This window comes from Streptomyces sp. NBC_01622, assembly GCF_045209635.1.
Lineage (GTDB): Bacteria > Actinomycetota > Actinomycetes > Streptomycetales > Streptomycetaceae > Streptomyces.
In genome coordinates, this window is sequence record NZ_CP109293.1 from 9,997,608 (window position 1) to 10,020,454 (window position 22,847).

General features: G+C 70.0%; 20 protein-coding genes. 17 read left to right on the forward strand and 3 right to left on the reverse strand.

The genetic code is table 11. The annotated features are described in order from the left end of the window. The 4 genes from OH768_RS46305 (at nt 1) to OH768_RS46320 (ending at nt 3,399) form a co-directional block, all read left to right on the forward strand. Nucleotides 1-987 (forward strand): carbohydrate ABC transporter permease, encoded by a 987-nt coding sequence (locus tag OH768_RS46305; RefSeq protein ID WP_406462900.1) that lies wholly within the window; start codon nt 1-3, stop codon nt 985-987. After that, nucleotides 977-1,819 (forward strand): carbohydrate ABC transporter permease, encoded by an 843-nt coding sequence (locus OH768_RS46310; RefSeq protein WP_406462902.1) that lies wholly within the window; start codon nt 977-979, stop codon nt 1,817-1,819. The genes OH768_RS46305 and OH768_RS46310 overlap by 11 nt, the downstream gene beginning before the upstream one ends. A gap of 41 nt (nt 1,820-1,860) precedes the next feature. Continuing rightward, nucleotides 1,861-2,670: a sugar phosphate isomerase/epimerase family protein gene (locus OH768_RS46315; RefSeq protein WP_406462903.1), complete on the forward strand. Its 810-nt coding sequence runs from the start codon at nt 1,861-1,863 to the stop codon at nt 2,668-2,670. Nucleotides 2,671-2,856: 186 nt separating this feature from the next. Further along, nucleotides 2,857-3,399, forward strand: a complete 543-nt coding sequence (locus OH768_RS46320; protein WP_406462905.1) for a hypothetical protein — start codon at nt 2,857-2,859, stop codon at nt 3,397-3,399. A gap of 69 nt (nt 3,400-3,468) precedes the next feature. On the opposite strand, the gene OH768_RS46325 is transcribed toward OH768_RS46320, so the two are convergent. Beyond that, nucleotides 3,469-3,639: a helix-turn-helix domain-containing protein gene (locus OH768_RS46325; RefSeq protein ID WP_406465711.1), complete on the reverse strand. Its 171-nt coding sequence runs from the start codon at nt 3,637-3,639 to the stop codon at nt 3,469-3,471. Nucleotides 3,640-4,300: 661 nt separating this feature from the next. Here OH768_RS46325 and panD point away from each other — a divergent pair. The 4 genes from panD (at nt 4,301) to OH768_RS46345 (ending at nt 6,851) form a co-directional block, all read left to right on the forward strand. Next, nucleotides 4,301-4,720 carry an aspartate 1-decarboxylase gene (gene panD, locus OH768_RS46330; RefSeq protein ID WP_406462907.1) on the forward strand — a complete coding sequence of 140 codons (420 nt, stop codon included), beginning with the start codon at nt 4,301-4,303 and terminating at the stop codon, nt 4,718-4,720. A gap of 22 nt (nt 4,721-4,742) precedes the next feature. Continuing rightward, nucleotides 4,743-5,087, forward strand: a complete 345-nt coding sequence (locus tag OH768_RS46335) for a GNAT family N-acetyltransferase (RefSeq protein WP_406462909.1) — start codon at nt 4,743-4,745, stop codon at nt 5,085-5,087. 41 nt (nt 5,088-5,128) lie between these two features. Beyond that, complete coding sequence (locus OH768_RS46340) at nt 5,129-5,767, forward strand: aspartate/glutamate racemase family protein (protein ID WP_406462910.1); 639 nt, start codon at nt 5,129-5,131, stop codon at nt 5,765-5,767. Nucleotides 5,768-6,497: 730 nt separating this feature from the next. Next, nucleotides 6,498-6,851 carry a VOC family protein gene (locus OH768_RS46345; RefSeq protein ID WP_406462911.1) on the forward strand — a complete coding sequence of 118 codons (354 nt, stop codon included), beginning with the start codon at nt 6,498-6,500 and terminating at the stop codon, nt 6,849-6,851. Between the two features lie 39 nt (nt 6,852-6,890). Here the strand turns inward: OH768_RS46345 and gndA are convergent, their stop codons facing one another. After that, the gene (gndA, locus tag OH768_RS46350; RefSeq protein WP_406462912.1) at nt 6,891-8,330 is read right to left on the reverse strand and encodes an NADP-dependent phosphogluconate dehydrogenase; all 1,440 of its coding nucleotides are present in this window, start codon (nt 8,328-8,330) and stop codon (nt 6,891-6,893) included. A gap of 245 nt (nt 8,331-8,575) precedes the next feature. On the opposite strand from gndA, the gene OH768_RS46355 reads away from it, so the two are divergent. Continuing rightward, nucleotides 8,576-9,787, forward strand: a complete 1,212-nt coding sequence (locus OH768_RS46355) for a transglycosylase family protein (RefSeq protein ID WP_406462913.1) — start codon at nt 8,576-8,578, stop codon at nt 9,785-9,787. On the opposite strand, the gene OH768_RS46360 is transcribed toward OH768_RS46355, so the two are convergent. Continuing rightward, a complete protein-coding gene (locus OH768_RS46360) occupies nt 9,777-10,937 on the reverse strand; it encodes a DMT family transporter (RefSeq protein WP_406462914.1) in 1,161 nt (386 codons plus the stop codon). The genes OH768_RS46355 and OH768_RS46360 overlap by 11 nt on opposite strands. 210 nt (nt 10,938-11,147) lie before the next feature. Between OH768_RS46360 and OH768_RS46365 the strand changes: the two genes are divergently transcribed. The 8 genes from OH768_RS46365 (at nt 11,148) to OH768_RS46400 (ending at nt 22,841) form a co-directional block, all read left to right on the forward strand. Then, a complete protein-coding gene (locus OH768_RS46365; protein WP_406465712.1) occupies nt 11,148-11,897 on the forward strand; it encodes a (2Fe-2S)-binding protein in 750 nt (249 codons plus the stop codon). Between the two features lie 40 nt (nt 11,898-11,937). Then, the gene (gene glgA, locus OH768_RS46370; RefSeq protein ID WP_406462916.1) at nt 11,938-13,089 is read left to right on the forward strand and encodes a glycogen synthase; all 1,152 of its coding nucleotides are present in this window, start codon (nt 11,938-11,940) and stop codon (nt 13,087-13,089) included. Between the two features lie 51 nt (nt 13,090-13,140). Beyond that, nucleotides 13,141-14,361 carry a glucose-1-phosphate adenylyltransferase gene (gene glgC / locus OH768_RS46375; RefSeq protein ID WP_201049710.1) on the forward strand — a complete coding sequence of 407 codons (1,221 nt, stop codon included), beginning with the start codon at nt 13,141-13,143 and terminating at the stop codon, nt 14,359-14,361. Nucleotides 14,362-14,504: 143 nt separating this feature from the next. Beyond that, complete coding sequence (locus tag OH768_RS46380) at nt 14,505-17,120, forward strand: PA14 domain-containing protein (protein WP_406462918.1); 2,616 nt, start codon at nt 14,505-14,507, stop codon at nt 17,118-17,120. 17 nt (nt 17,121-17,137) lie between these two features. Further along, nucleotides 17,138-19,456 (forward strand): GH92 family glycosyl hydrolase, encoded by a 2,319-nt coding sequence (locus OH768_RS46385; RefSeq protein WP_406462920.1) that lies wholly within the window; start codon nt 17,138-17,140, stop codon nt 19,454-19,456. Between the two features lie 155 nt (nt 19,457-19,611). Then, nucleotides 19,612-20,937: a wax ester/triacylglycerol synthase family O-acyltransferase gene (locus tag OH768_RS46390; RefSeq protein ID WP_406462922.1), complete on the forward strand. Its 1,326-nt coding sequence runs from the start codon at nt 19,612-19,614 to the stop codon at nt 20,935-20,937. 106 nt (nt 20,938-21,043) lie between these two features. Beyond that, on the forward strand, nt 21,044-22,537 hold the full coding sequence (locus OH768_RS46395) for an SDR family NAD(P)-dependent oxidoreductase (protein WP_406462923.1): 1,494 nt from the start codon (nt 21,044-21,046) through the stop codon (nt 22,535-22,537). A 70-nt stretch (nt 22,538-22,607) separates the two neighbouring features. Next, on the forward strand, nt 22,608-22,841 hold the full coding sequence (locus tag OH768_RS46400) for a hypothetical protein (RefSeq protein WP_406462925.1): 234 nt from the start codon (nt 22,608-22,610) through the stop codon (nt 22,839-22,841). Nucleotides 22,842-22,847 lie beyond the last annotated feature (6 nt).

The following is a 22,847-nucleotide window of genomic DNA, read 5'->3' on the forward strand; positions in this document are numbered from 1 at the left end:
ATGGCAGTCATCAGTCCTTCCGGGACCCGCGAGAGCCCCGGAACCCCCGACACGCCGAAACAGTCCGCGCGCGGCAGCCGCTTCCGGGGGCGAGGTCGCCGCTGGATCCCGTACGCCTTCCTGCTCCCCGCCCTGGCCCTCGAACTGCTGATCCACTTCGTGCCCATCGTGCTCGGTGTGGCGATGAGCGGCCTGCGTGTGACGCAGTACCAGATCAGCCACTGGTGGGACGCGCCCTTCACCGGCCTCGGGAACTTCAGGATCGTCCTGGACTTCGACGGCCCCACCGGCAAGGCACTGGCCCAGTCCTTCTTCGTCACCCTCGGCTTCACGGCCGTGGTCCTGTCCGGGGCCTGGATCGTCGGCATGGCGGCGGCGCTCGCGCTGCAACGCGGCTTCCGCGGGCGGGGGTTGCTGCGGACGCTGTTCCTCGTGCCCTACGCACTGCCCGCGTACACCGCGGTCATCACCTGGCGTTTCATCTTCCAGCGCGACAACGGCATGCTCAACCACCTGCTCAACCAGCTCGGGTTGATCGACTCCAACCCGTTCTGGCTGATCGGCCAGAACGCCTTCTGGGCCGAGTGCGTCGTCGCGATCTGGCGGATGTGGCCCTTCGCCTTCCTGATCCTCATGGCCGGTATGCAGGCGATACCGGGCGAGGTGTACGAGGCGTCGAGCATCGACGGAGCAGGGCCGTGGCGGCAGTTGCAGATGATCACCCTGCCGCTGCTGTCCTCGGTCAACAAGGTGCTGGTCCTCGTGATGTTCCTGCACACCTTCAACGACTTCAGTACCCCGTACATCCTGTTCGGCGGTTCGGCGCCGCCGGCCGGGGACCTGATCTCCGTGCACATCTACCAAAGCTCGTTCGCCACCTGGAACTTCGGCCTCGGCTCGGCCATGAGCGTGCTGCTTCTGCTGTTCCTGACCCTGGTCAGCGCCTGCTATCTCGCTCTCACCCGGAGGACCGGCCATGAATCATGACACCCCGGGCTACCGGGCCTTCCGGTACGTCACGCTGACGCTGCTGTCGGTGTTCGTCGCGGCCCCGCTGTACGTCATGCTGGCCTCGTCGCTGAAGACGCTCCCCGACGTGCAGGGCGAGTTCACCTGGTTCCCGTCCTCGCCGACGATCCAGTCCTTCATCGACATCTGGCACACCGTGCCGCTCGCCCAGTACTTCGTCACCTCGCTGATCGTGGCCGTGTCCGCCACGGTGCTGTCGGTGCTGGTGGCGGTCTTCGCCTCGTACGCGCTGAGCCGCTGGACGTTCCCCGGCAGCGCGAGCTTCAAGGGGGCGGTGCTCGCCACCCAGATGTTCCCCGGAATCCTCTTCCTGCTGCCGCTGTACCTGCTGTTCGTCTACGCCGACCAGAACCTCGGCACCGACCTGGTGGGCACCCGCACCGGGCTCATCGTCACCTACCTGACCTTCTCCCTGCCGTTCGCGGTGTGGATGCTGGTCGGCTACTTCGACACGGTGCCGCGCGACCTCGACGAGGCGGCGAAGGTGGACGGCGCAGGACCGCTGCGCACCCTGCTGCAGATCATCGTGCCCGCCGCGACACCCGGAATCGTCGCCGTGTGCATCTACGCCTTCATGACCGCCTGGGGAGAAGTGCTCTTCGCCTCGGTCCTCACCACGGAACAGACCCGCACCCTGGCCGTGGGCCTGCAGGCCTACTCCACCGAGGCGAACGTCTACTGGAACCAGGTCATGGCCGCCTCCCTGGTCGTGTCCGTCCCGGTGGTCGCCGGCTTCCTCCTCCTCCAGCGCTTCCTCATCACCGGGTTCACCGCAGGCGCGGTGAAGTGACGGTGAAGTGACCAAGTGGCCCCGACAGATTGGAACTTGGCATGCCGGACATCGGCCTGCAGCTCTACACGTTGATGAACGTCCTGGAGGACCGCCCCGCCACGCTGGCCAGGATCGCCGACCTCGGGGTGACCACGGTGGAACCCTTCCGCCTCGGCCGCACCGAACTGACCCGTGCCGCGCGCCTGGCCGAGGCACGCTCCCTGAAGGCCGACATCGACGCCGCCGGCCTCACCGTCTCCTCCACCCACGCCCGCCTGCCCGACGCGGAGGACCCCGGCTGGTTCTTCGAGGAGATGGCGGAAGCAGGCGTGCCCATCGCCATCGCCTCCACCCCCGAGGCACTCCCCGGATTCACCCGCGACGCCCTGGTCTCGGCCGAGGGAGTTGGCCGGTACGCCGACCGCCTCAACGCCCTGGCCAAGGCGGCAGCCGCCCACGACCTGCGGGTCGGCTACCACAACCACTACTGGGAGTGGACCCCGCTCGACGACGGCCGCTACGGCTACGACGTCCTGTGGGACGCCCTCAACCCGTCGATCGTCGCCGAGGTCGACCTCTACTGGGCACAGACCGCCGGCCAGGTCCCCGCCGACGTGGTCGCCAGGCTCGGCGAACGTGTCGAACTCGTCCACGTCAAGGACGGCCCGGCGGTACGCGGTGAACCCCAAGTCGCCGCCGGGCAGGGCTCGGTGGCCCTGGCGGACGCGCTCGACGCCGGCCGGGACTCGATCCGAGTGCACATCATCGAGGCGGACGGGATCGCCGAAGGGGCCGACATCTTCGACCTGGTGGCCGAGAGCGTGGCCTGGCTGAAGGAGCGGCAGGGGGTGAGTTCCGAGGCGTCATGACGGTGAGCCGTGGGCCGTCGGCGGCCACTCCCCGGGGTGTACGGAGTGACCACCGACGCGGCCTCGGGCAGCGGGATCGCGCCGGCCGTGTCGTTCTCGCGACAGCCGCTGACGCTCACGGCGAGCGGGACCAGGAGGTGACAAACCGGACCGAACGACTCGGCCACCACCAAGTACGCCTACGACGTGGCCGGGAACCTCACCACCACCACACTCCCGACCACCAACGGCTATACGGAGAGCCGCACTTACGACGGCACGGGCCGACTGGCGACCATCGCCTCGGCCAACTCCACCAGCACCCTGGCGAGTTGGTCCGCCACGCGGGACGCGAACGGCTCCCCGTCGACGGTCACGTCCACCCGCGCCGGCACCGCACAGCCCCCGACCAGCTACAGCTACGACACCAACGGCCGACTGCTGTCCGAGTGCACCGCACCCTCCGGCTCCACCGGCTGCCCCACCGGCTCCTCGAAGACCGCCTACACCTACGACAAGGCCGGCAACCGCCTCACCAAGGCGACCGCCACCGCCAGCACGGGCTACACCTACGACGCCGCCGACGAACTGACCAAGGCCGTCACCGGTTCGACCACGACCGCCTACACCTACGACGCCGACGGCGACCAGACCTCGGCGGGCACCACGACCTACAAGTACAACGCGGCGAGCCAGCCCTCCGGCGCCACCGTCGGCTCATGCAGGATCCATCGAGCTGGGGGTCGATGACGGGGCCCGCAGAGCAAGCCCTCAACGCGTGGCTGAATGACCGCAAGATCGAGGGCAGTACAACATCCATTAGCAGACCTTCTGTTGCTCCAGCCACTTGAAGACCTCGGCTCGCTTGTAGAGGATCTTGGCGTTCCTGCCTCGGCCGAGTTTGTAGCCCTTCAAGCCAAGTTTTGATGCCTCCCTGTAGACCCAGCTCGTGGACATATTGAGCATTACAGCGACCTGAGAAGTATCCATAAGGACGGGCTCGACGCTGCGACGCCGGTGCGATGAGTCGACATCAGAGCGGGTCTCGGCGAGATGCGACTGCGGTTCCACGTGCAAGATGGCTCCTTGAGGCTGGCCTGAGCCCTATGACGGCGGCGCTCGCGCTCTGCTCTGGCCCAGTTCTAAACGTTCTTGACACTCGCCCCTGTGCCAACAGCCACCGGACGAGCTGCAGACATGGTCATCAGAGACGCCGGTTTGGCTTGGCCGTGATTCAGCGCTATATGGCCCCGCCGCGTCGGCCGCTCAGGTTTCCTGGAACTGCGGTCACCTCTTCCTGCGGGCCGGAATGAGAGAGGGGTGGCCAGTTGACCGAAGGCGGCACGTGGCCCGATTTCCGGTCGTGTGACTTCGCACCTGATGACCGTCCAGACCGTCCGAGTGGCGATGCTCACTGACGTCCTTCAGATGGTGCTGGGTAGGCTCGGGCCGTCGTCGCGGTGGCGTCCGCGACAGTGATGGATGCCCTCTTCAGTCGCCTGATGGGGTGTCAGGAAAGTCAGCAAGTGGTCAGCATGAGTCCTGAAAAACCCGGGGAAAGCTGACCGTACATACGACTCGTTGTAGGGTGAGGAAACAGCCCTTGACCTGCAAAGACGCAGGCAGGGAGCCTACTCGTGGGAGTGCCTCGATGTTGCGTACCATGTTCAAGTCCAAGATCCACCGTGCCACCGTCACCCAGGCCGACCTGCACTACGTCGGCTCCGTCACCATCGACGCCGACCTGTTGGACGCCGCCGATCTGCTGCCCGGCGAGCTGGTCCACATCGTCGACATCACCAACGGCGCCCGCCTGGAGACGTACGTCATCGAGGGCGAGCGGGGCTCCGGTGTCATCGGGATCAACGGGGCCGCCGCCCACCTCGTGCATCCCGGAGACCTGGTGATCATCATCAGTTACGCTCAGGTGTCCGACGCCGAGGCGCGGGCGCTTCGGCCCCGGGTCGTGCACGTGGACTCCGCCAACCGGATCGTGGGCCTGGGCGCCGATCCGTCCGAGCCGGTGCCGGGTTCGGAGCAGGCGCGCAGCCCGCAGTCCGTCACGGCCTGACCACCACACCAGGAGAACGCCCATGAGCGAGATCGAGATCCGCGACGACCGGGCGGCGGGCCGCCTGGAGGCGATCGGGGACGGCGAAGTCGTAGGCCACATCGAGTACTTCGTCCTCGAATCCCCCCAGCGCGCCCTCGTCCCGGTCCACACCATCGTGGAACCGGCCCACGAGGGAAAGGGCATCGCGGGTTCACTGGCCCGCGAGCTGTACGGCATCGCCGCCCGCGAGGGGATCGTCGTCGCCCCGCTCTGTCCCTACGTCGTGAAGTGGGCGGCCCGCCACCCCGAGGAGGCCCCGGCCGCCGACCCCACGCTGCTGAAGGCGGCGATGGAGTGGCTGACCGCGCACCCCGGCCGGTTCTAGGGAGGCCATCGGTACCGGTTCCGGAAGAAAGGCCCGCCCGCGTGCTCGCCCTGCTGCACACCTCGCCCGCCCACGTCCCGGTCTTCGACGCCCTGCGCGACGAGGATCACCAGGGCCTGGAACTACGGCACTTCGTCGACGAGAAGCTGTTGGCGCGGGCCCGCCGCGAGGGACCGGAAGCGGTGACCGACGCGGTACGGGACGCGCTGGAGGAGGCCGTCGCCGAAGGGGCCCGGGCGGTGCTGTGCACCTGCTCGACCATCGGCGCGGTGGCGGAGTCGGCCGGGGCCGACGCCGGCGTGCCGGTGCTGCGCGGTGACCGCCCGATGGCGGCGGCGGCCGTCGCCGCCGGTGCGCGCGTCGTCGTGGCCGCCACGCTGGAGAGCACGCTGGGGCCGACCGTCGCGCTGGTCGAGGAGGAGGGCCGCCGCATCGGCCGCCCTGTCGCTGTCCGCACCCTGCTCGTCGACGGCGCCTGGGCCCGCTTCGAGGCCGGCGACACCGAGGGCTGCGCCCGTCTGGTGGCCGATGCAGTGGACGCGGTCAGGGACGCCGACGCGATCGTCCTCGCGCAGGGGTCCATGGCGGGCGCCCAGCACCTGACGACCACCTCGGTCCCGGTGCTGTCGAGCCCGCGGCTGGGGCTGTCTGCGGGGGCTCGGGCTGTGCGGGTGGGGTGAGTCCGGTGGGGCTCGGGTCACGGGTGTCGGGTGAGCCGGCAGGGCCTGGGGGCTGTGCGCCGGGGAGTCTGGCAGGGCTCGGGCCACGCGTGTGGGGTGAGTCCGGCGGGGCTCGGAGGCCCTGCGTCGGGTGAGTCCGGCAGCGTCCGGGGACTGTGCGTCGGATGAGTGCGTCGGCGCCCGGGTGGTGCATGTTGGCCGCGTCCGGCCGCGCTCCGGCGCACGGGTCGGGTGAGCCCGCCCGGGTGAGTGCGGGCGCGGGGGACGGGTAGGCGGGGGAGTAGTCCAGAGCCGACGCACCCACTGGCTGGAGGACACCATGACCAACCCGTACCCCGACCCCGTACGACCCGGACCCACCCCGGGCCCCGACCCCGTACCCCCAGGACCGACCCCGGGCCCCGGTCCCGTACCACCGAGCCCGACCCCCGGTCCCGGCCCCACACCGGGTCCGGACCCGGAACCCCCGACGCCCCGGCCCACGCCACCGCCGGGCCCCGTCCCCGGCCCGTCCCCGGTCCCACCCGGCCCGACCCCGGAGCCTTCCCCGTCCCCGATCCCACCGGGCCCGGAACCCGTGCCGAACCCGGAGCCGGGACCGCCGCTCACCTGAAGCCGACAGCATGAAGCGGGACACCTGCGAGTCGCCCATCTGAAGCCGGCCGCCGGCCATGATGCTCGCCCCTGCTGAGCCCGCCGTCCCGGCCGCCCTCCTGGCAGGATGGCCGATATGGAACGTGTGCTTGGAATCGGCGGACACTTCATGCGGGCCACCGACCCGGCGGCCCTCAGCACCTGGTACCGCGACTGCCTCGGCCTGGACGCCGACGAGCACGGTCTGTGGCAGCAGGAAGCCGGGCCGACGGTGTTCGCGGCCTTCCCGGCCGACACCGAATACTTCGGGTCCCGGACCCAGCAGACCATGCTCAACTTCCGGGTCCGCGACCTCGACGCGATGCTCGCGCAGCTGCGCGCCAAGGACGCGGACGTGGACGGGGAGACGCAGGAGATGGACGGCGTCGGCCGCTTCGGCTGGGTCACCGACCCCGAGGGCAACCGCATCGAACTGTGGCAGCCCGCCTGACCGGATCCCTGGCAGGCGGGCTCGGCACAGCGGGCGAGGTCAGCCCGAGACCTCCGAGCGGTCACCGCCCCAGAGGGTGTGGAACGAGCCGTCCTGGTCCACCCGGCGGTACGTGTGGGCCCCGAAGAAGTCCCGCTGCCCCTGCGTGAGCGCCGCGGGCAGCCGCTCGGCGCGCAGTGCGTCGTAGTAGGCGAGGGCCGCGGAGAAGCCCGGTGTCGGGACGCCCTGGCGGGTCGCTGCGACGACGACTTCGCGCCAGTCGTCCTGCGCCGCCGCGATCTCCTGCGCGAACGTCTCGTCGGACAGCAGGCTCGGCAGATCCGCGCGGGCGTCGTAGGCGGCGCGGATCCGGTCGAGGAAGGCCGCGCGGATGATGCAGCCGCCGCGCCAGATCGAGGAGACCGCGCCGAGGTCGACGTTCCAGTCGTACTCCTCGCTGCCCGCCGCGATCTCGTGGAAGCCCTGCGTGTACGACACGATCTTCGACGCGTACAGCGCCTGCTCGACCCGGTCCGCGAAGGCCGCCGCCTCGGCCTCGCCCAGCGGGGAAGCGGTCGGTCCGGCCAACCCGCGCGAGGCCTCGCGCAGCGCCGCGTGCCCGGAGAGGGAGCGGGCGAAGACCGCCTCGGCGATGCCGGAGACCGGGACGCCGAGGTCGAGGGCGATCTGCACCGTCCAGCGGCCGGTGCCCTTCTGCTCGGCCTGGTCGACGACGACGTCCACGAACGGCTTGCCGGTGGCCGCGTCCACGTGGGACAGCACCTCGGCGGTGATTTCGATCAGGTAGGAGTCCAGCCGGCCCGTGTTCCAGGTCCGGAAGATCTCCGCGATCTGCGCGGGGGAGTACCCGGCGACATCGCGCAGCAGCTGGTACGCCTCGCCGATCAGCTGCATGTCGGCGTACTCGATGCCGTTGTGCACCATCTTCACGAAGTGCCCGGCGCCATCTGGACCCACGTGCGTGACACAGGGCGCCCCGTCCTCCGCCTTCGCGGAGATCTTCTCCAGCATCGGACCGAGCGAGTCGTACGACTCCTTCGGGCCACCGGGCATGATGCTCGGCCCGTTCAGCGCGCCCTCCTCGCCGCCGGAGACGCCCATGCCGACGAAGTGGATGCCCTGTTCGCGCAGGTCGCGCTCGCGGCGGCGGGTGTCCGCGAAGTGCGCGTTGCCGCCGTCGATGATCATGTCGCCGGGTTCGAGGAGCGGGGCGAACTCCTGGATCACCGCGTCCGTCGGCTCACCGGCCTTGACCATGATGACCAGGCGGCGCGGGCGCTCCAGCGCTGTCACGAAGTCCTTGGCCGTCTCCGCCGCGATGAAGTCGCCCTCGCCGCCGAACTCCTCCACCAGGGCGTGGGTGCGGGACGCGGTCCGGTTGTGCACGGCGACCGTATAGCCGTTGCGCGCGAAGTTCCGGGCGAGGTTGCGGCCCATGACCGCGAGGCCCGTGACGCCGATCTGCGCTGAAGTGCTCATTCGGTTGGCTCCTAAAGATCAGGCCTAAAGTTCAGGAAGGTCCTGACATCGGTGGTACCGGTCGTGCTCGCCAGTATTGCCGCTCGGTCCATCCTGGCCTGCCGGTACCCCGACCGCACGTGCTCACCGCAACCGGAGCGGCCCGCTCGCCACTTGAGACACAGGGCGGCCGGTTGCCGTCTTGTCATGGCCTGTTCGGGGCGCTTACTTTTGGCCCTCCTGACGTATGTCGAGGGGGATTCTCCATGGCCGTACGCGGTCGGCACCGCCGGTATCAGCCGAACAGGATCAACCGTTCCTCGCTCCTCACGGTCACGGCGGGCGGTGCGGGCATCGCGATCCCCCTCGTCGGCGCCGGTGCCGGCAGTGCTCAGGCGGCCGATGTGAGCACCTGGAACAAGGTCGCCGCCTGCGAGTCCAGCGGCGACTGGAGCATCAACACCGGCAACGGGTACTACGGCGGGCTCCAGTTCACCCAGTCCACCTGGGAGGCTTACGGCGGCACGGCGTACGCGAGCCGCGCGGATCTGGCCACCCGGGACCAGCAGATCGCGGTCGCGGAGAAGGTGCTCAAGGGCCAGGGGCCCGGCGCCTGGCCGGTGTGCTCGGTGCGCGCCGGACTTACCCGGGGCGGCGACACACCCGACATCCACGTCGGCGGCACCAAGACCGGGAGCACGAAGACCGGGAGCACCAAGGCCGAGGACGCCAAGACGCAGACCGTCAAACGGTCCGTGAAGGACGTACAGCCGCAGACCACACCGCAGTCCCGCGCGGGCACCGTCGAGATGTACACGGTCGTGCGCGGCGACACCCTCTCCGGGATCGCCGAGACCGAGCGAGTCGACGGCGGCTGGCACGAGCTCTACGCCGCGAACCGCACGACAGTCGGTGACGACCCGGACCTGATCCTGCCGGGCCAGCGGCTGAGCCTGCACGCCAAGGCCGAGGCGAAGGCCCGTACGACGACGAAGCCGGCCACCAAGTCCGCGACGAAGAAGGCCTCTTCGGACACCGCGGAGAAGAAGACCACCACCAAGAAGTCGACGAGTCGCTCCCTCGTCGCCCCCGTCAACGCCCCCATCGGCACGGCGTACCACGCGGAGGGCTCCGCCTGGTCGAAGGGCTACCACACCGGCGTCGACTTCCTTGTCCCCACCGGCACTTCGGTGAAGGCCATCGAAGGCGGGCAGGTGGTCACCGCGGGCTGGGGCGGCTCCTACGGCTACCAGGTGGTGATCCGGCACGCCGACGGGCGGTACTCGCAGTACGCCCACCTGTCCGCGATCTCGGTGCGGGACGGACAGTCCGTCGGCGCAGGGCAGCGCATCGGGCGGTCGGGGTCCACCGGGAACACCACGGGCCCGCATCTGCACTTCGAGGTGCGGACGGGGCCCGGATTCGGTACCGACATCGACCCGCTCGCCTATCTGCGGGCCGGCGGCGTCACGATTTGACTCGGGTGCGATGCCGGTCGTGGACCGGCATCATCACGTACAGCCCGGCGTGGAACGGGCCGAAGTAGCTCGGCGGTTCGGCGGAGCCGGCCGGTTCCAGGGTCTCGTAACCCTCGTCGGCCGGGATCGCCGCCGGGGCCGGGACGAGGAATTCGCCGCTCCGCGCGGCGACCGTGAGGTCCGTGCCGCGCGCGTCGACGTTCGCGCTCACGTCGACGGGCTGTCCAGGGAGGGCGTCGAGCAACTCCTCGATGGGCGACGGCGCGACGGGGATGCCCGGTGCCGCGGTGCCGTCGGCGGAGCGGGACGGTGCGTGCTCGCTCTCCAGCCGCTCCGTCGTCAGCAGGATCAGGCCACCCGCGGCGACCACTCCGGCGCTCAGGGCGAGCAGGGTGCCCGTCGTGCCGTAGCGGAAGGTCTCGCCGAACATCGTGATGCCGACGACGGCCGCCACCACCGGGTTCACGACCGTCAGGACGGCCAGCGGAGCCGCCAGGCCCGCGCCCCGGTAGGAGGCCTGCGAGAGCATCAGACCGGCCACGGCGAACACGGCGATCACGGCCAGGAACGGGATGTCGCTCGCCGATATCGCGCCGTTGCCCCAGTCGACCGTCACCGTCTTCGTGAACACCGAGGACATGCCGAACGCTATGCCGGACGCGGTCGCCAGCAGCACACTGCGCACCGCCGGGTGCCGGTGTGCCGCGCGGCCCGCGATCATCAGCGTCGCGACCACCGCGCCGGTGAACACCGCCACGGACACCCGCTGGGCGGTGCTCAGCGAGTGACTGTCGGACGCGCCGACCAGGGACAGCAGACCGGCGAGACCGATCGTCGCCATGATCGCGCCGCGCCAGGCGGTGGACCCGGCCTTGCGGCCGACGAACAGGGCCGCCATCGGCAGCGCGAACACGATGGTCAGCGCGCCCAGCGGCTGCACCAGGCTCAGCGGGCCGTAGGCCAGCGCCACCACGTGCAGCAGACCGCCGCTGCCGTTCAACGCGACCGCCGCCCACCAGCTCGGGCGGCGCAGCGGCGCGTACTCCTGGTCGGGAGAGGACACCGCGACGCGCTCCTGCACGATCGCACCGGCCGCGTAGGCCACGGCGGAGACGAGCGACAGCACGATGGACAACGCGAGGGCGCTCATCGGCAGCTCCTCTGCGTCAGGCGGGCGCCTCTGGCACCACGCGGCGAACGGTCGGCTTTCATACAGAACACGATGCCGCGCGATGTTCTTCCCGTCGTCGTACCTGAGCACCGATTGGGTAGTACTGCCGATGGAGTACGAAACCCCCCTTGTCCTCCCCAAGGTGGGTGACATCAGGGGGACACCCCCTGGGTGGAACCCTTAGAAGCCTTGGTACTACTGCTGTTCGTGGACCTGGACCCCGAACTCGCCGCGCTCCGCCCCCTCGGCGGCTTCTTCGTACTACGCACGGGCGCAGCCCCGAGCGGCCCGCTGCCGACGCTTGCGACGACCTACGAAAACCCGGTGCCGGATGTCTACGGAAATTCTCTGACTTTCCGTGTCCATGTCGTCGCCAAGCGTCTCCAGGCCCCTGAGCCGCGCATTGCCGCCTCGGTGGCACAACAGGCACTCGCGGCCCGGCTGTGGTCGGCGGCGCTCGGCTGCGCCGCCCTCTACGACCGCATCCCGGACCTCGACCCACGCCTGCTGTACTGGGACGCGGGCAGCGCTGCTCCGGACGACCTGTGGCTGGCCGAGGTCCGCCCGCTGCCCGTCGACGCTCTGGCGGACGTCGTGCTCCACGGCCACCTGGAACCCCTGACCGCGGCCCTGGTCGCCCACCACCGCATGTCCGCCGGCCTGCTGTGGGGCAACGCGGCCTCCGCGCTGGCGGGCGCGGCCCGCGAACTGGACCGCTGGGCACGCGCGCGTGGCCGTACGGAAGTGGCCACGCGCGCGCGTGCCCTCACGACGGAACTCCTCGCCCACCCCCTCCTGGCCGGCACCGGAACCCTCACCGGAACCGCCTTCCGGCGCCGCAGCTGCTGCCTCTATTACCGGGTCCCCGGCGGCGGGGTCTGCGGGGACTGCTGCTTCACACAGCCGCCCGGCTCTTCCGCGAACGCCGCTTCTGGGTGACCATGAGTGCAATCAGCCGCCGAGAACAAGGGGTTAACGGGTGCGAGTGGGACTGCTGACCCGGGAGTACCCGCCGGATGTGTACGGCGGCGCGGGCGTCCATGTGGAGTTCCTGGCCCGGGAGTTGAGGCCCCTGGTCGATCTTGACGTGCACTGCTGGGGCGAGGGCCGCACGGAGGGCGTCGTACGCCACCGCTCCTGGCCGACCCTGGACGGCGCCAACGACGCCCTGCGCACCTTCTCCGTGGACCTCTCCATGGCCGCCGCCCTCGAAGGCCGCGAGCTCGTCCACTCGCACACCTGGTACGCCAACCTCGCCGGCCACTTCGCCAAGCTCCTCCACGGCGTCCCGCACGTGATGACCGCCCACTCCCTGGAGCCGCTGCGCCCCTGGAAGGCCGAGCAGCTCGGCGGCGGATACGCGCTCTCCAGCTGGGCCGAGCGCACCGCGATCGAGGCCGCGGACGCCGTGGTCGCCGTATCGGGAGCCATGCGCGAGGACATCCTCGCGTGCTACCCGTCGCTGGACCCCGCCACGGTGCGGGTGATCCACAACGGCATCGACACCACGCTCTACCGGCCCGACCACGGCACCGACGTGCTCACCCGGCTCGGCATCGACCCCGACCGCCCCTACGTGCTGTTCGTCGGCCGCATCACCCGCCAGAAGGGCGTGCCCCATCTGCTGCGCGCGGTGCGTGACCTCGACCCGGCCGCGCAGGTCGTCCTGTGCGCGGGCGCGCCCGACACGCCGGAGATCGACCGGGAGTTCCGCGACCTCTTCGAGGAGCTGAGCCGGGTCCGCGAGGGCGTGCGCTGGATCCCTCAGATGCTGCCCCGCCCGGAGGTCATCCAGCTCCTCACCCACGCCACCGTGTTCGCCTGCCCCTCGGTCTACGAGCCCCTGGGGATCGTCAACCTGGAGGCGATGGCCTGCGGTACGGCCGTGGTCGCCTCCCGGGTCGGGGGCATCCCCGAGGTGGTGGCGGACGGCGAGACCGGCCTGCTGGTGTCCGTCGAGGAAAACTTCGAGGAGAACCTGGCGTCGGCTCTCGACTCCGTGCTCGCCGACCCGGAGACTGCGAAGCGCATGGGCGAGGCGGGGCGGAAGCGCGCGGTGGGCGAGTTCGGCTGGGACGCCGTGGCGCTGCGCACCGCGCGGCTCTACGCGGAGATCCTCAAACAGGCTTAGTGTGCGCTGCTCAGGGGCAGGCTGGGGTCAACCAGGGTGAGGGGAGCGGCCATGCGTCGTGGCGGACCTTCGGTGCTCGGGATCGTACTGGCGGGCGGTGAGGGCAAGCGGTTGATGCCCTTGACCGCCGACCGGGCCAAACCCGCGGTCACCTTCGGCGGGACGTACCGCCTAGTGGACTTCGTGCTGTCCAATCTCGTGAACGCAGACATCCTGCGCATCTGCGTGCTCACGCAGTACAAGTCGCACTCGCTGGACCGCCACATCACCACCACCTGGCGGATGTCCAGCCTGCTCGGCAACTACGTCACACCGGTTCCGGCGCAGCAGCGCCTGGGGCCGCGCTGGTACCTCGGCAGCGCGGACGCGATCCTGCAGTCGCTGAACCTGATCTACGACGAGCGCCCCGAGTACGTCGCGGTCTTCGGCGCCGACCACGTCTACCGCATGGACCCCCGGCAGATGCTCGCCCAGCACATCGACAGCGGCGCGGGCGTCACCGTGGCCGGGATCCGCGTCCCGCGCGCGGAGTCCTCGCAGTTCGGCGTGATCACCCCGGGCTCGGACGGCCAGACGGTCGAACGCTTCCTGGAGAAGCCCGCCGACCCGCCGGGCCTGGTCGACGACCCCGAGTGCGTCTACGCCTCCATGGGCAACTACATCTTCACCACCAAGACCCTGATAGAGGCACTCCAGCGGGACGCCGAGGACATCGGCTCGGTGCACGACATGGGCGGCTCGATCCTGCCCGCGCTCACCGACCGGGGCGAGGCCGCGCTCTACGACTTCAGCGCCAACCACGTCCCCGGCGAGACCACCCGCGACCAGGGCTACTGGCGCGACGTCGGCACCTTGGACGCCTACTACGACGCCCACATGGACCTCATCGCCGAGCGCCCCGCCTTCAACCTCTACAACCGCAACTGGCCCATCTACACCCACTCCGGCCAGCTCTCCCCGGCCCGCTTCAACGCCGGCGGCATGGCCAGCGAGTCGATCATCAGCTCCGGGTGCCTCATCCGCGGCCAGGTCACGCGCTCGGTGCTGTCCCCGGGCGTGGTCGTCGACCCCGGAGCGGTCGTCCAGGGCTCGATCCTGCACGACAACGTCCACATCGGGCGGGGTGCGGTGGTCCGGGGCGCCGTGCTGGACAAGAACGTCGAGGTGCCGCCGGGCGCGACGATCGGGGTCAACCCGGAGCGCGACGCCGACCTGTACACGGTCTCCAAGGGCGGCGTCATCGCCCTGGGGAAGGGCCAACTGGTCACGTAGTACCGAACATCGGCCCCGGTGCGTCCCGACCGCACCGGGGCTTTGCCGTGCCCTGACGCAGGCTTGTCATGTCCCTGGACGGAATGCGGAATCCGTGTTGTCATGCCAACTGCTGCCCATGACAACGTTGTTATGGAGGTTCCGTGCGTATCAGACGTCTCAAGGACCGACTCGCGTTACTGCTCGCGCTGGCACTCGGCATCGCCGCCCTGGCGGCTGTCCCCACCGCGAGCGCCACCACCGCCGAGGATCCCGTGGAGATCCACGGCCTGAAGGGCGAGTACTACACCCAGTCCGCCCCCGGCGCCTTCGACTTCGCCGACCTCAAGGCCACCGGCGTCGACCCGAACCTCGACTTCGACAACCTCGAACCCCGGCTCGCCTTCACCACCGGCCAGTCGGACGACGTCAGCATCCGCTGGACCGGAAAGATCGTCCCGACGAAGTCCGGACCCCACACCTTCTCGATCATCGGCGACAACGGCTTCCGCCTCTGGATCGGCGGACAGCTGGTCATCGACCACTGGGTCGACGACTGGGACAACGAACAGAGCGCCGCCCCCGTCGAGTTGACCGCCGGCACGGCCTACGACATCAAGGTCGAGTACTTCGAGCACTACGGCGGCTCCAACCTCCACCTCCGCTGGACCGAACCCGGCGGCGCCAAGGTCCCCGTCCCGCAGTCGGCCTTCCGCCTCCCCGACGGCTACGACTACGACGGCGCCCTCGCCGCCACGGTCACCAGCACCGGCCGCACCCTCAAGCTCGACTTCGCCCAGCCCCTCGCCACACCCCCGGCCGACCTCACCGACCACCTCGAAGCGGTGATCGGCGGCGCCAAGTGGCCACTGGGGAAGGCTCAGTTGGATCCAACGGACGCGCGCACCCTGCTCGTCCCCCTCACCGAACCCGTCGTGGGCAACAAGACGGGCACCGCCCCCGGCACCGCCGACATCCGCTACGACGGCGAAGCCGGCCTCACCGCGGCCGATGGCAACGTTATCAACGCCTTCTGGAGCACCGGCCCGAACCGCTCCACCCACGAACTGCGCACCCAGTGGGCCGACCAGGTGGGCCCGCAGAACGCGCTCCCGGAGTACCCGCGCCCACAGCTCACCCGCACCGACTGGCGCAACCTCAACGGGAGTTGGCAGTTCGCGGCGGCCACAGCGGGCGAGTCCCCGCCCATCGGCCGGACACTCGCCGAGCGCATCCTCGTTCCGTACCCCGTCGAGTCCCAGCTCTCCGGCCTCGAACGGCACGAGGACCGCATGTGGTACCGCCGCACCTTCACCGTCCCCGCCGACTGGAGGATCGGCTCGGGCAAGCGCCTGATGCTCAACTTCGGTGCCGTCGACTGGCGGGCCGAGGTCTACGTCAACGGCGTCAAAGTCACCGAACATCAGGGCGGCTACGACAAGTTCAGCACCGACGTCACCGACGTCCTCAAGCCCGGCCGCACCCAGGAACTGATCGTCGGCGTCTACGACCCCACCGACGCGCCCGACGGCGAGAACCCCCCGATCGGCAAACAGCGCCTCGACCCGAGCGGCATCTGGTACACCCCCACCTCGGGCATCTGGCAGACCGTCTGGATGGAACCGGTCGCCCCCGACCACGTCGACTCCCTCAAGCTCACCCCGGACGTCACCAAGAGCCAACTCACCGTCGAAGCAAAGGGAGTCCGGGACGGCGTACCGATCACGGCGACGGCGTACGACGGAAAACGGGAGGTCGCGACAGCACACGGCCGCACCGGCGGCCCACTGACCCTGACCATCACGAACCCCCAACTCTGGTCACCCGACAACCCGTTCCTCTACGACTTGAGGGTCGCCGTCGGCAAGGACCGCGTCGGCAGCTACTTCGGGATGCGTTCGATCGCCGTGGAGAAGGTGAACGGCGTCCCGCGCACGGTCCTGAACGGCAAGCCGATCTTCATGATGGCCACCCTGGACCAGGGCTTCTGGCCGGACGGCCTCTACACCGCCCCGACCGACGAGGCACTCGCCCATGACCTCAAGGTGCACAAGGAGTTGGGCTTCAACGCGGTGCGCAAACACATCAAGGTCGAGCCCGACCGCTGGTTCTACTGGGCCGACCGGCTCGGCCTCATGGTGTGGCAGGACATGCCCGCGATGACCGCCGGGGTGAACCCGTCGCCCGCCGCCCGCGCCGAGTACGAGCGCGAGATGAAGCAGATGATCGACCAGCACATCAGCAGCCCGTCGATCGTCATGTGGGTGACGTTCAACGAGGGTTGGGGCCAGTACGACGAGGCCCGCGTCGCCGACCAGGCGAAGGCCTGGGACCCGACGAGGCTCGTCAACAGCATGTCCGGCATCAACCTCGGCGTGGACGGCGGCACCGGCGACGTCATCGACGAGCACGGCTATCCCAGCCCCGCCCTGCCACCCCACCCGGACGGCCGACGCGCCCTGGTCAGCGGGGAGTACGGCGGCCTCGGGCTCGCGGTGCCGGGACACGCCTGGTCGGTCCAGCAGTCGTACGTCGACGTCGACCCGGCCGCCTACACCGACGACTACCTCGCCAAGCTCGCCGAGGTGCACGCCCTGACCTGCCAGGGGAGCAACGGCGCGGTCTACACGCAGATCTCCGACGTCGAGGGCGAGTTGAACGGCCTGATGACGTACGACCGGCGGGTGCTCAAGCCCGACGCGCAACGGGTGAAGGCCGCTCAGCAGGCACTGATCCGCGATGCCTCGCAGGCGACCCCCGCAGGGTGCCCCACCACCTGAACTCCCTTGGAGGACCCATGAGATGGACCCGGCGCCTGCGGTTGTGCATGGCGGGGGCGGTGGCAGTGTCCGCGCTGTTCGCCGCCCCCGCCACCGCCGCCCAGGCCTCGGTCGGCGGTCAACTCACCGACCTGGTCAACCCGTTCATCGGTACCGAGAACGACGGCAACACGTACCCCGGCGCCGCCGTGCCCTTCGGTATGGTGCAGTTCTCGCCGGACACGGGCCACAACACCGGCTACGACTACTCCCAGAACCACATCCGCGGCTTCTCCCTCGTGCACCTCTCCGGCGTCGGCTGCGGCCTCGGCGGCGATCTGCCCGTACTGCCCACGACCGGGGAGGTGACACAGACCGACTACGCCCAGTACGCGGCCGAGTTCAGCCACGACGACGAGCACGCGAGCCCCGGCTACTACCAAGTCGGCCTGAAAACAGGCATCGAGGCCGAACTGACGGCGACCGCGCGCACCGGCGTCCAGCGCTACACCTTCCCGGCCACCGACAAGGCCAACGTCCTGCTCAACGCGGCCCAGTCGCTGCACTCCGGCGTCTCCTCGAAGGTGGAGGTCCTCGACAACCGCACCGTGCGGACCACCATCACCGGCCGCGGCTTCTGCCAGGACACCAAGCCGTACACCGTCTACACGATCACCCGCTTCGACCGGCCCTTCACCACCTACGGCACCTGGAACGGCTCGACGGTGACGGCCGGTTCGAGGAGCGGGAGCGGCGGTGCGTACGTCCGCTTCGACACGACGAAGGACCGTACGGTCGAGGCGACCACCGCCCTTTCGTACGTCGACGGGCACGGCGCGGCCGTCAACCTCCGTGCGGAGGGCGGGAGTTCGTTCGACGCGGTACGCCACCGTGCTCAACAGGCCTGGGAGGACAGGCTCGACGATGTCCGCGCCCAAGGCGGCTCCGACAGCCTGCGCCGGACCTTCTACTCGTCCCTGTACCGGTCGTTCCTCGCACCCAACATCGGCAGCGACGCCGACGGCCGCTACACCGGCTGGGACCAGAAGATCCACCGCGCGAAGGGCTTCACCTACTACCAGAACTGGTCCCTCTGGGACACCTACCGCACCCAGTCCCAACTCCTCGCCCTCCTCGCACCCCGCGAGGCCCGGGACATGGCGATCTCGGTGATCGAAATTGACGAGGAGAGCGGCTGGCTGCCCAAGTGGGGCTACGGCACGGTCGAGACGAACATCATGACCGGCGACCCCGTCACGCCGTTCCTGACCAACGCCTATCAGCAGGGGTTGCTCAAGGGGTACGAGGAGCGTGCGTACCGGGCGTTGAAGCGGAACGCCGACGGCGTGCCGCCCACCGAGTCGGCTGCGGTCGGCCGGGAGGCGAACAAGGAGTACATCGCCAACGGTTTCGCGCCGTACATCAAGGGCCGCCCGCACGCGAAGCCCGGTGACTCCGACTACGACCACGGGGCCTCGGCCACCTTGGAGTACGCCCTCTCGGACGCGATGCTCGGGCAGATGGCCCGCGACCTCGGACACGGCGCCGACGCCGCACGTTACGCCGCCCGCGCCCAGAGCTACCGGAACATCTTCGACCCGTCGACCGGCTTCTTCCGCGCCCGCGACGCCTCCGGTGCCTTCGTCGGTCCCGCTGACCCTGCACAGAGCGAGGGCTTCCACGAGGGCACGTCGTGGCAGTACCAGTGGCTGGTCCCGCAGGACCTGCCCGGCATGGTCGACCTCATCGGCGGGCAACAGGCGGCCAACCAGCGGCTGGACTCCTTCTTCGCCTACGACCAGCTGCTCGCCGACCCGGCGAAGACCGCCCGCGAGGTGTGGGTCAACGGGCCGTACGACTACTACAACGCGGACAAGTACAACCCGCAGAACGAGCCCGACCTGATCGCCCCCTACACCTATCTGTCGACCGGACAGCCGTGGAAGACGACCGACGTCGTCCATGCGGCGCTGACCCTGTTCACGGACGGTCCGACCGGCATGACCGGCAACGACGACCTCGGCACGATGTCCGCCTGGAACGTGCTGTCGTCGATCGGGATCTTCCCGGTCCAGCCCGGCTACGACACCTGGGGCCTGTCCACGCCCGTGTTCGACCGGGTCGACCTGACCCTGGACCGCCGCTACTACCCGCACGGCGCCCTGACCATCAAGGCGCCCGGCACCTCCGCCGGCGACCGCTACATCCAGGCGGCCCGGACGGACGGGACGTCGTACGACCGCACCTATCTGACGACCGGGCTGCTGCGGTCCGTACGGTCGCTGGACTTCACGGTCGGCCCGCACCCGTCGGAGTGGGGTACGTCACCCCAGGCGGGACCACCGGCATTGAAGTGACCTCAGTCGCCTCATGAGTCCCGCCCCTCTCAGAGGGGTGGGACCGGGGTCGGATGTAATCTGCTGTTAACTGTGTGTAGCTTGATCGTACTTGACCGTAATCGCTTGTCGGCGCTTGACTGCTTGCTCACTCCTAGTCGACGCGAGGCAAGCCTTTGACTTCCGATCTGCTCGCTCCTCTCGACCTGGCGTTCTGGAACATCGAGTCCGACCGGAACCCGATGCACCTGGGCGCACTCGGCGTCTTCTCGGCACACTCGCCGACCGCGGGAGCCCACGCCGCCGACCTCCTCGCCGCCCGCGCCGCCGCCGTCCCCGGGCTGCGGATGCGCATCCGGGACGTGTGGCAGCCGCTGTCCCTGTCCTTCGGGAGCGCCACCCGCGAGGAAGACCCCGACTTCGACCCGCTGCACCACGTCCGGCTGCACGCCCCGACCGCCGACTTCCAGGAGGTCGCGGGCCGGCTCATGGAGCGCCCGCTGGAGCGCGGCCGGCCCCCGTGGGAGGCGCATGTGCTGCCCGGCGAGGACGGTGTCTCCTTCGCCGTGCTGTTCAAGTTCCACCACGCCCTGGCCGACGGGCTGCGGGCCCTGACCCTGGCCGCCGCGATCCTCGACCCGATGGACATGCCCGAGCGGCGACCCCGCCCCGAGGAGCCCGCGCGCGGCCTGCTGCCCGATGTGCGCAAGCTGCCCGGGCTGCTGCGGGGTGCCCTGTCCGACGTCGGCCGGGCCCTCGACATCGGGGCGTCCGTCGCCCGCTCGACCCTCGACGTCCGTTCGTCGGCGGCATTGGCCTCCGAGTCGTCGGGCACCCGCCGTACCGCCGGAGTCGTCGTGGACCTCGACGACGTGCACCGCATCCGCAAGACCGTCGGCGGGACCGTCAACGACGTGCTCATCGCCGTCGTCGCGGGCGCCCTGCGCCGCTGGCTCGACGAACGCGGCGACGGCAGCGAGGGCGTCGCGCCCCGCGCCCTGATCCCCGTCTCCAAACGCCGCCCGCGCGGCGCGCAGCCACAGGGCAATCGGCTCTCCGGGTATCTGATAAGGCTGCCCGTCGACGACCCGGACCCCCTCGCCCGCCTCGACTCCGTGCGCACCGCCATGGACCGCAACAAGGACGCGGGACCCAACCGGGGCGCGGGTGCCGTCGCCCTCCTCGCCGACCACGTACCGGCGCTCGGCCACCGGCTCGGCGGGCCGTTCGCCGCACAGGCCGCCCGGCTCTGGTTCGACATCCTCGTCACCAGCGTCCCGCTGCCCGGCATCGGCCTCAAGCTCGGCGGCAACCCGGTCACCGCGGTCTTCCCGTACGCCCCGCTGGCCCACGGCCAGTCCCTCGCCGTCGCCGTCTCCACCTTCCGTGGACACGTCCACTACGGCCTCGTCGCGGACGCGGCGGCCGTACCGGATCTCGATCTGTTCGCCCGTGCGCTCACCGAGGAGGTGGAGACACTCATCACCGCGTGTGGGTCGTGACGCGGCACGGGTTTGGTGCTGCGGCCCGGCGCTCCGTAAAATTCCCTGTTCGACGGCCGGTGCGCTCTGAGCGCCGCCGCGGACGACCCAAGGAAACGGCAGCGCGATGACGGTGACAGAGAACGGCTCAACGACCCCGGACGAGGTCGTGTACGGGCCCGGCATCGACCCCGAGCGGCTGGCCGTCTGCCTCAGCGTGCTCGACGAACTGGAGAAGATCGACGTCGACCACCCCGACGCGATCACCGTGCGCCGCGCCACCGCCGGCATCTACCGCAGCGTCAAGCAGCGCCGCCGCCAGGAGCGCCGGGCCGCGAAGACCGCGCACGACAAGGCCGTCACCGAGTCCACCGCGACCGGCTCCGCCCAGCGCATCGACGACGAGACCGAGGGACTGCTCCCGTCGTCGGTGACGGAGGAGGGCCGGATCGCCGGGATACTGCAGCGCCCGCGCTCCTGCTACACCTGCAAGACCCGGTACGTGGAAGTCGACTACTTCTACCACCAGCTCTGTCCCGACTGCGCCCGTCTGAACCGCGAGAGGCGCGACGTCCACGCCGACCTCACCGGCAAGCGCGCGCTGCTCACCGGCGGTCGCGCCAAGATCGGCATGTACATCGCGCTGAGGCTGCTGCGCGACGGCGCCCACACCACGATCACCACGCGCTTCCCGAAGGACGCCATCCGCCGCTTCAAGGCCATGGACGACTCGGCGGACTGGCTGCACCGCCTGGAGGTCGTCGGCGTCGACCTGCGCGACCCGGCCCAGGCCGTGGCGCTCGCCGACCAGGTTGCCGAGACGGGCCCGCTCGACATCCTCATCAACAACGCGACCCAGACCGTACGGCGCCTGGCCTCGGCCTACGCCGCCCTCGTCGACGGCGAGAGCGCCCCGCTGCCCGCCGGTGAGCTGCCCGCCCACCACGTGATCGGCGCGTTCGGCTCCGGCGCGGTCGACGGCCTTGCCGCGCTGCCCGTCGGGATCTCCGGCCTCGACGCCCAGCAGGTCGCCGACCTCGCCCTGGTCGCGGGCAACGCCAGCGTCGCCCGGCACCTCGACGGCACCGCCATCGACGCCGGCGGCCTGGTTCCCGACGTGGTCGACACCAACACCTGGGTGCAGACCATCGAGCAGATCTCCCCGGTGGAGCTCCTCGAGACCCAACTCTGCAACTACACCTCGCCGTTCATCCTGATCAGCAAGCTCCGCCCGGCCATGGCCGTCGCCGCGAGGACGGCGACGAGCGGGCGCTCGTACATCGTCAACGTCTCCGCGATGGAGGGCGTCTTCGGCCGCGGCTACAAGGGCGCCGGACACCCGAACACCAATGCCGCCAAGGCAGCGATGAACATGGTGACCCGCACCAGCGGCCAGGAGATGTTCCAGACCGACGGCATCCTCATGACCTCCGTCGACACCGGCTGGATCACCGACGAACGCCCCCACTACGACAAGCTCCGCCTCGCCGAGGAGGGCTTCCACGCCCCGCTCGACCTGGTCGACGGAGCGGCCCGGGTTTACGATCCAATTGTGCGCGGCGAGCAGGGCGAGGACCTGTACGGCGTCTTCCTGAAGGACTACGCGCCCGGCAAGTGGTAACCCGCCACCCTGGGCGCGGGCCGGGCGTCCGCCGGCCCCGGCCCTGGTGAAGACCGCGCGAGGAGTTCCCATGGCCAGTGCACACGGCATCGATCCGAGGGCCTTCGAAGACCCGCGCAACCACTACCCGACCGACGACGAGTTCTACGCGAGCGACCGCCCGGCACACCCCGTGCTGCCGGAGGACCGCCCGCGCGGCGGCGGACCCACGACCGCGGTGAAGCACCGCGGGACCTGGGCCACGGTCGCACTGGTCGCCGGGATCATCCTGCTGATCCTCGTGGGGATCGCCCTGTTCCCGTGATCCCGT

Excerpts from the sequence above, each read along its gene's own strand:
- OH768_RS46335 (WP_406462909.1), top strand. The coding sequence starts at position 4,743 with ATGAGCGAGATCGAGATCCGCGACGACCGGGCGGCGGGCCGCCTGGAG.
- gndA (WP_406462912.1), bottom strand. The coding sequence starts at position 8,330 with ATGAGCACTTCAGCGCAGATCGGCGTCACGGGCCTCGCGGTCATGGGC.
- OH768_RS46385 (WP_406462920.1), top strand. The coding sequence starts at position 17,138 with ATGAGATGGACCCGGCGCCTGCGGTTGTGCATGGCGGGGGCGGTGGCA.
- OH768_RS46355 (WP_406462913.1), top strand. The coding sequence starts at position 8,576 with ATGGCCGTACGCGGTCGGCACCGCCGGTATCAGCCGAACAGGATCAAC.
- OH768_RS46400 (WP_406462925.1), top strand. The coding sequence starts at position 22,608 with ATGGCCAGTGCACACGGCATCGATCCGAGGGCCTTCGAAGACCCGCGC.
- OH768_RS46360 (WP_406462914.1), bottom strand. The coding sequence starts at position 10,937 with ATGAGCGCCCTCGCGTTGTCCATCGTGCTGTCGCTCGTCTCCGCCGTG.
- OH768_RS46345 (WP_406462911.1), top strand. The coding sequence starts at position 6,498 with ATGGAACGTGTGCTTGGAATCGGCGGACACTTCATGCGGGCCACCGAC.
- OH768_RS46310 (WP_406462902.1), top strand. The coding sequence starts at position 977 with ATGAATCATGACACCCCGGGCTACCGGGCCTTCCGGTACGTCACGCTG.
- glgC (WP_201049710.1), top strand. The coding sequence starts at position 13,141 with ATGCGTCGTGGCGGACCTTCGGTGCTCGGGATCGTACTGGCGGGCGGT.
- OH768_RS46305 (WP_406462900.1), top strand. The coding sequence starts at position 1 with ATGGCAGTCATCAGTCCTTCCGGGACCCGCGAGAGCCCCGGAACCCCC.
- OH768_RS46325 (WP_406465711.1), bottom strand. The coding sequence starts at position 3,639 with ATGGATACTTCTCAGGTCGCTGTAATGCTCAATATGTCCACGAGCTGG.
- panD (WP_406462907.1), top strand. The coding sequence starts at position 4,301 with ATGTTGCGTACCATGTTCAAGTCCAAGATCCACCGTGCCACCGTCACC.
- OH768_RS46395 (WP_406462923.1), top strand. The coding sequence starts at position 21,044 with ATGACGGTGACAGAGAACGGCTCAACGACCCCGGACGAGGTCGTGTAC.
- OH768_RS46315 (WP_406462903.1), top strand. The coding sequence starts at position 1,861 with ATGCCGGACATCGGCCTGCAGCTCTACACGTTGATGAACGTCCTGGAG.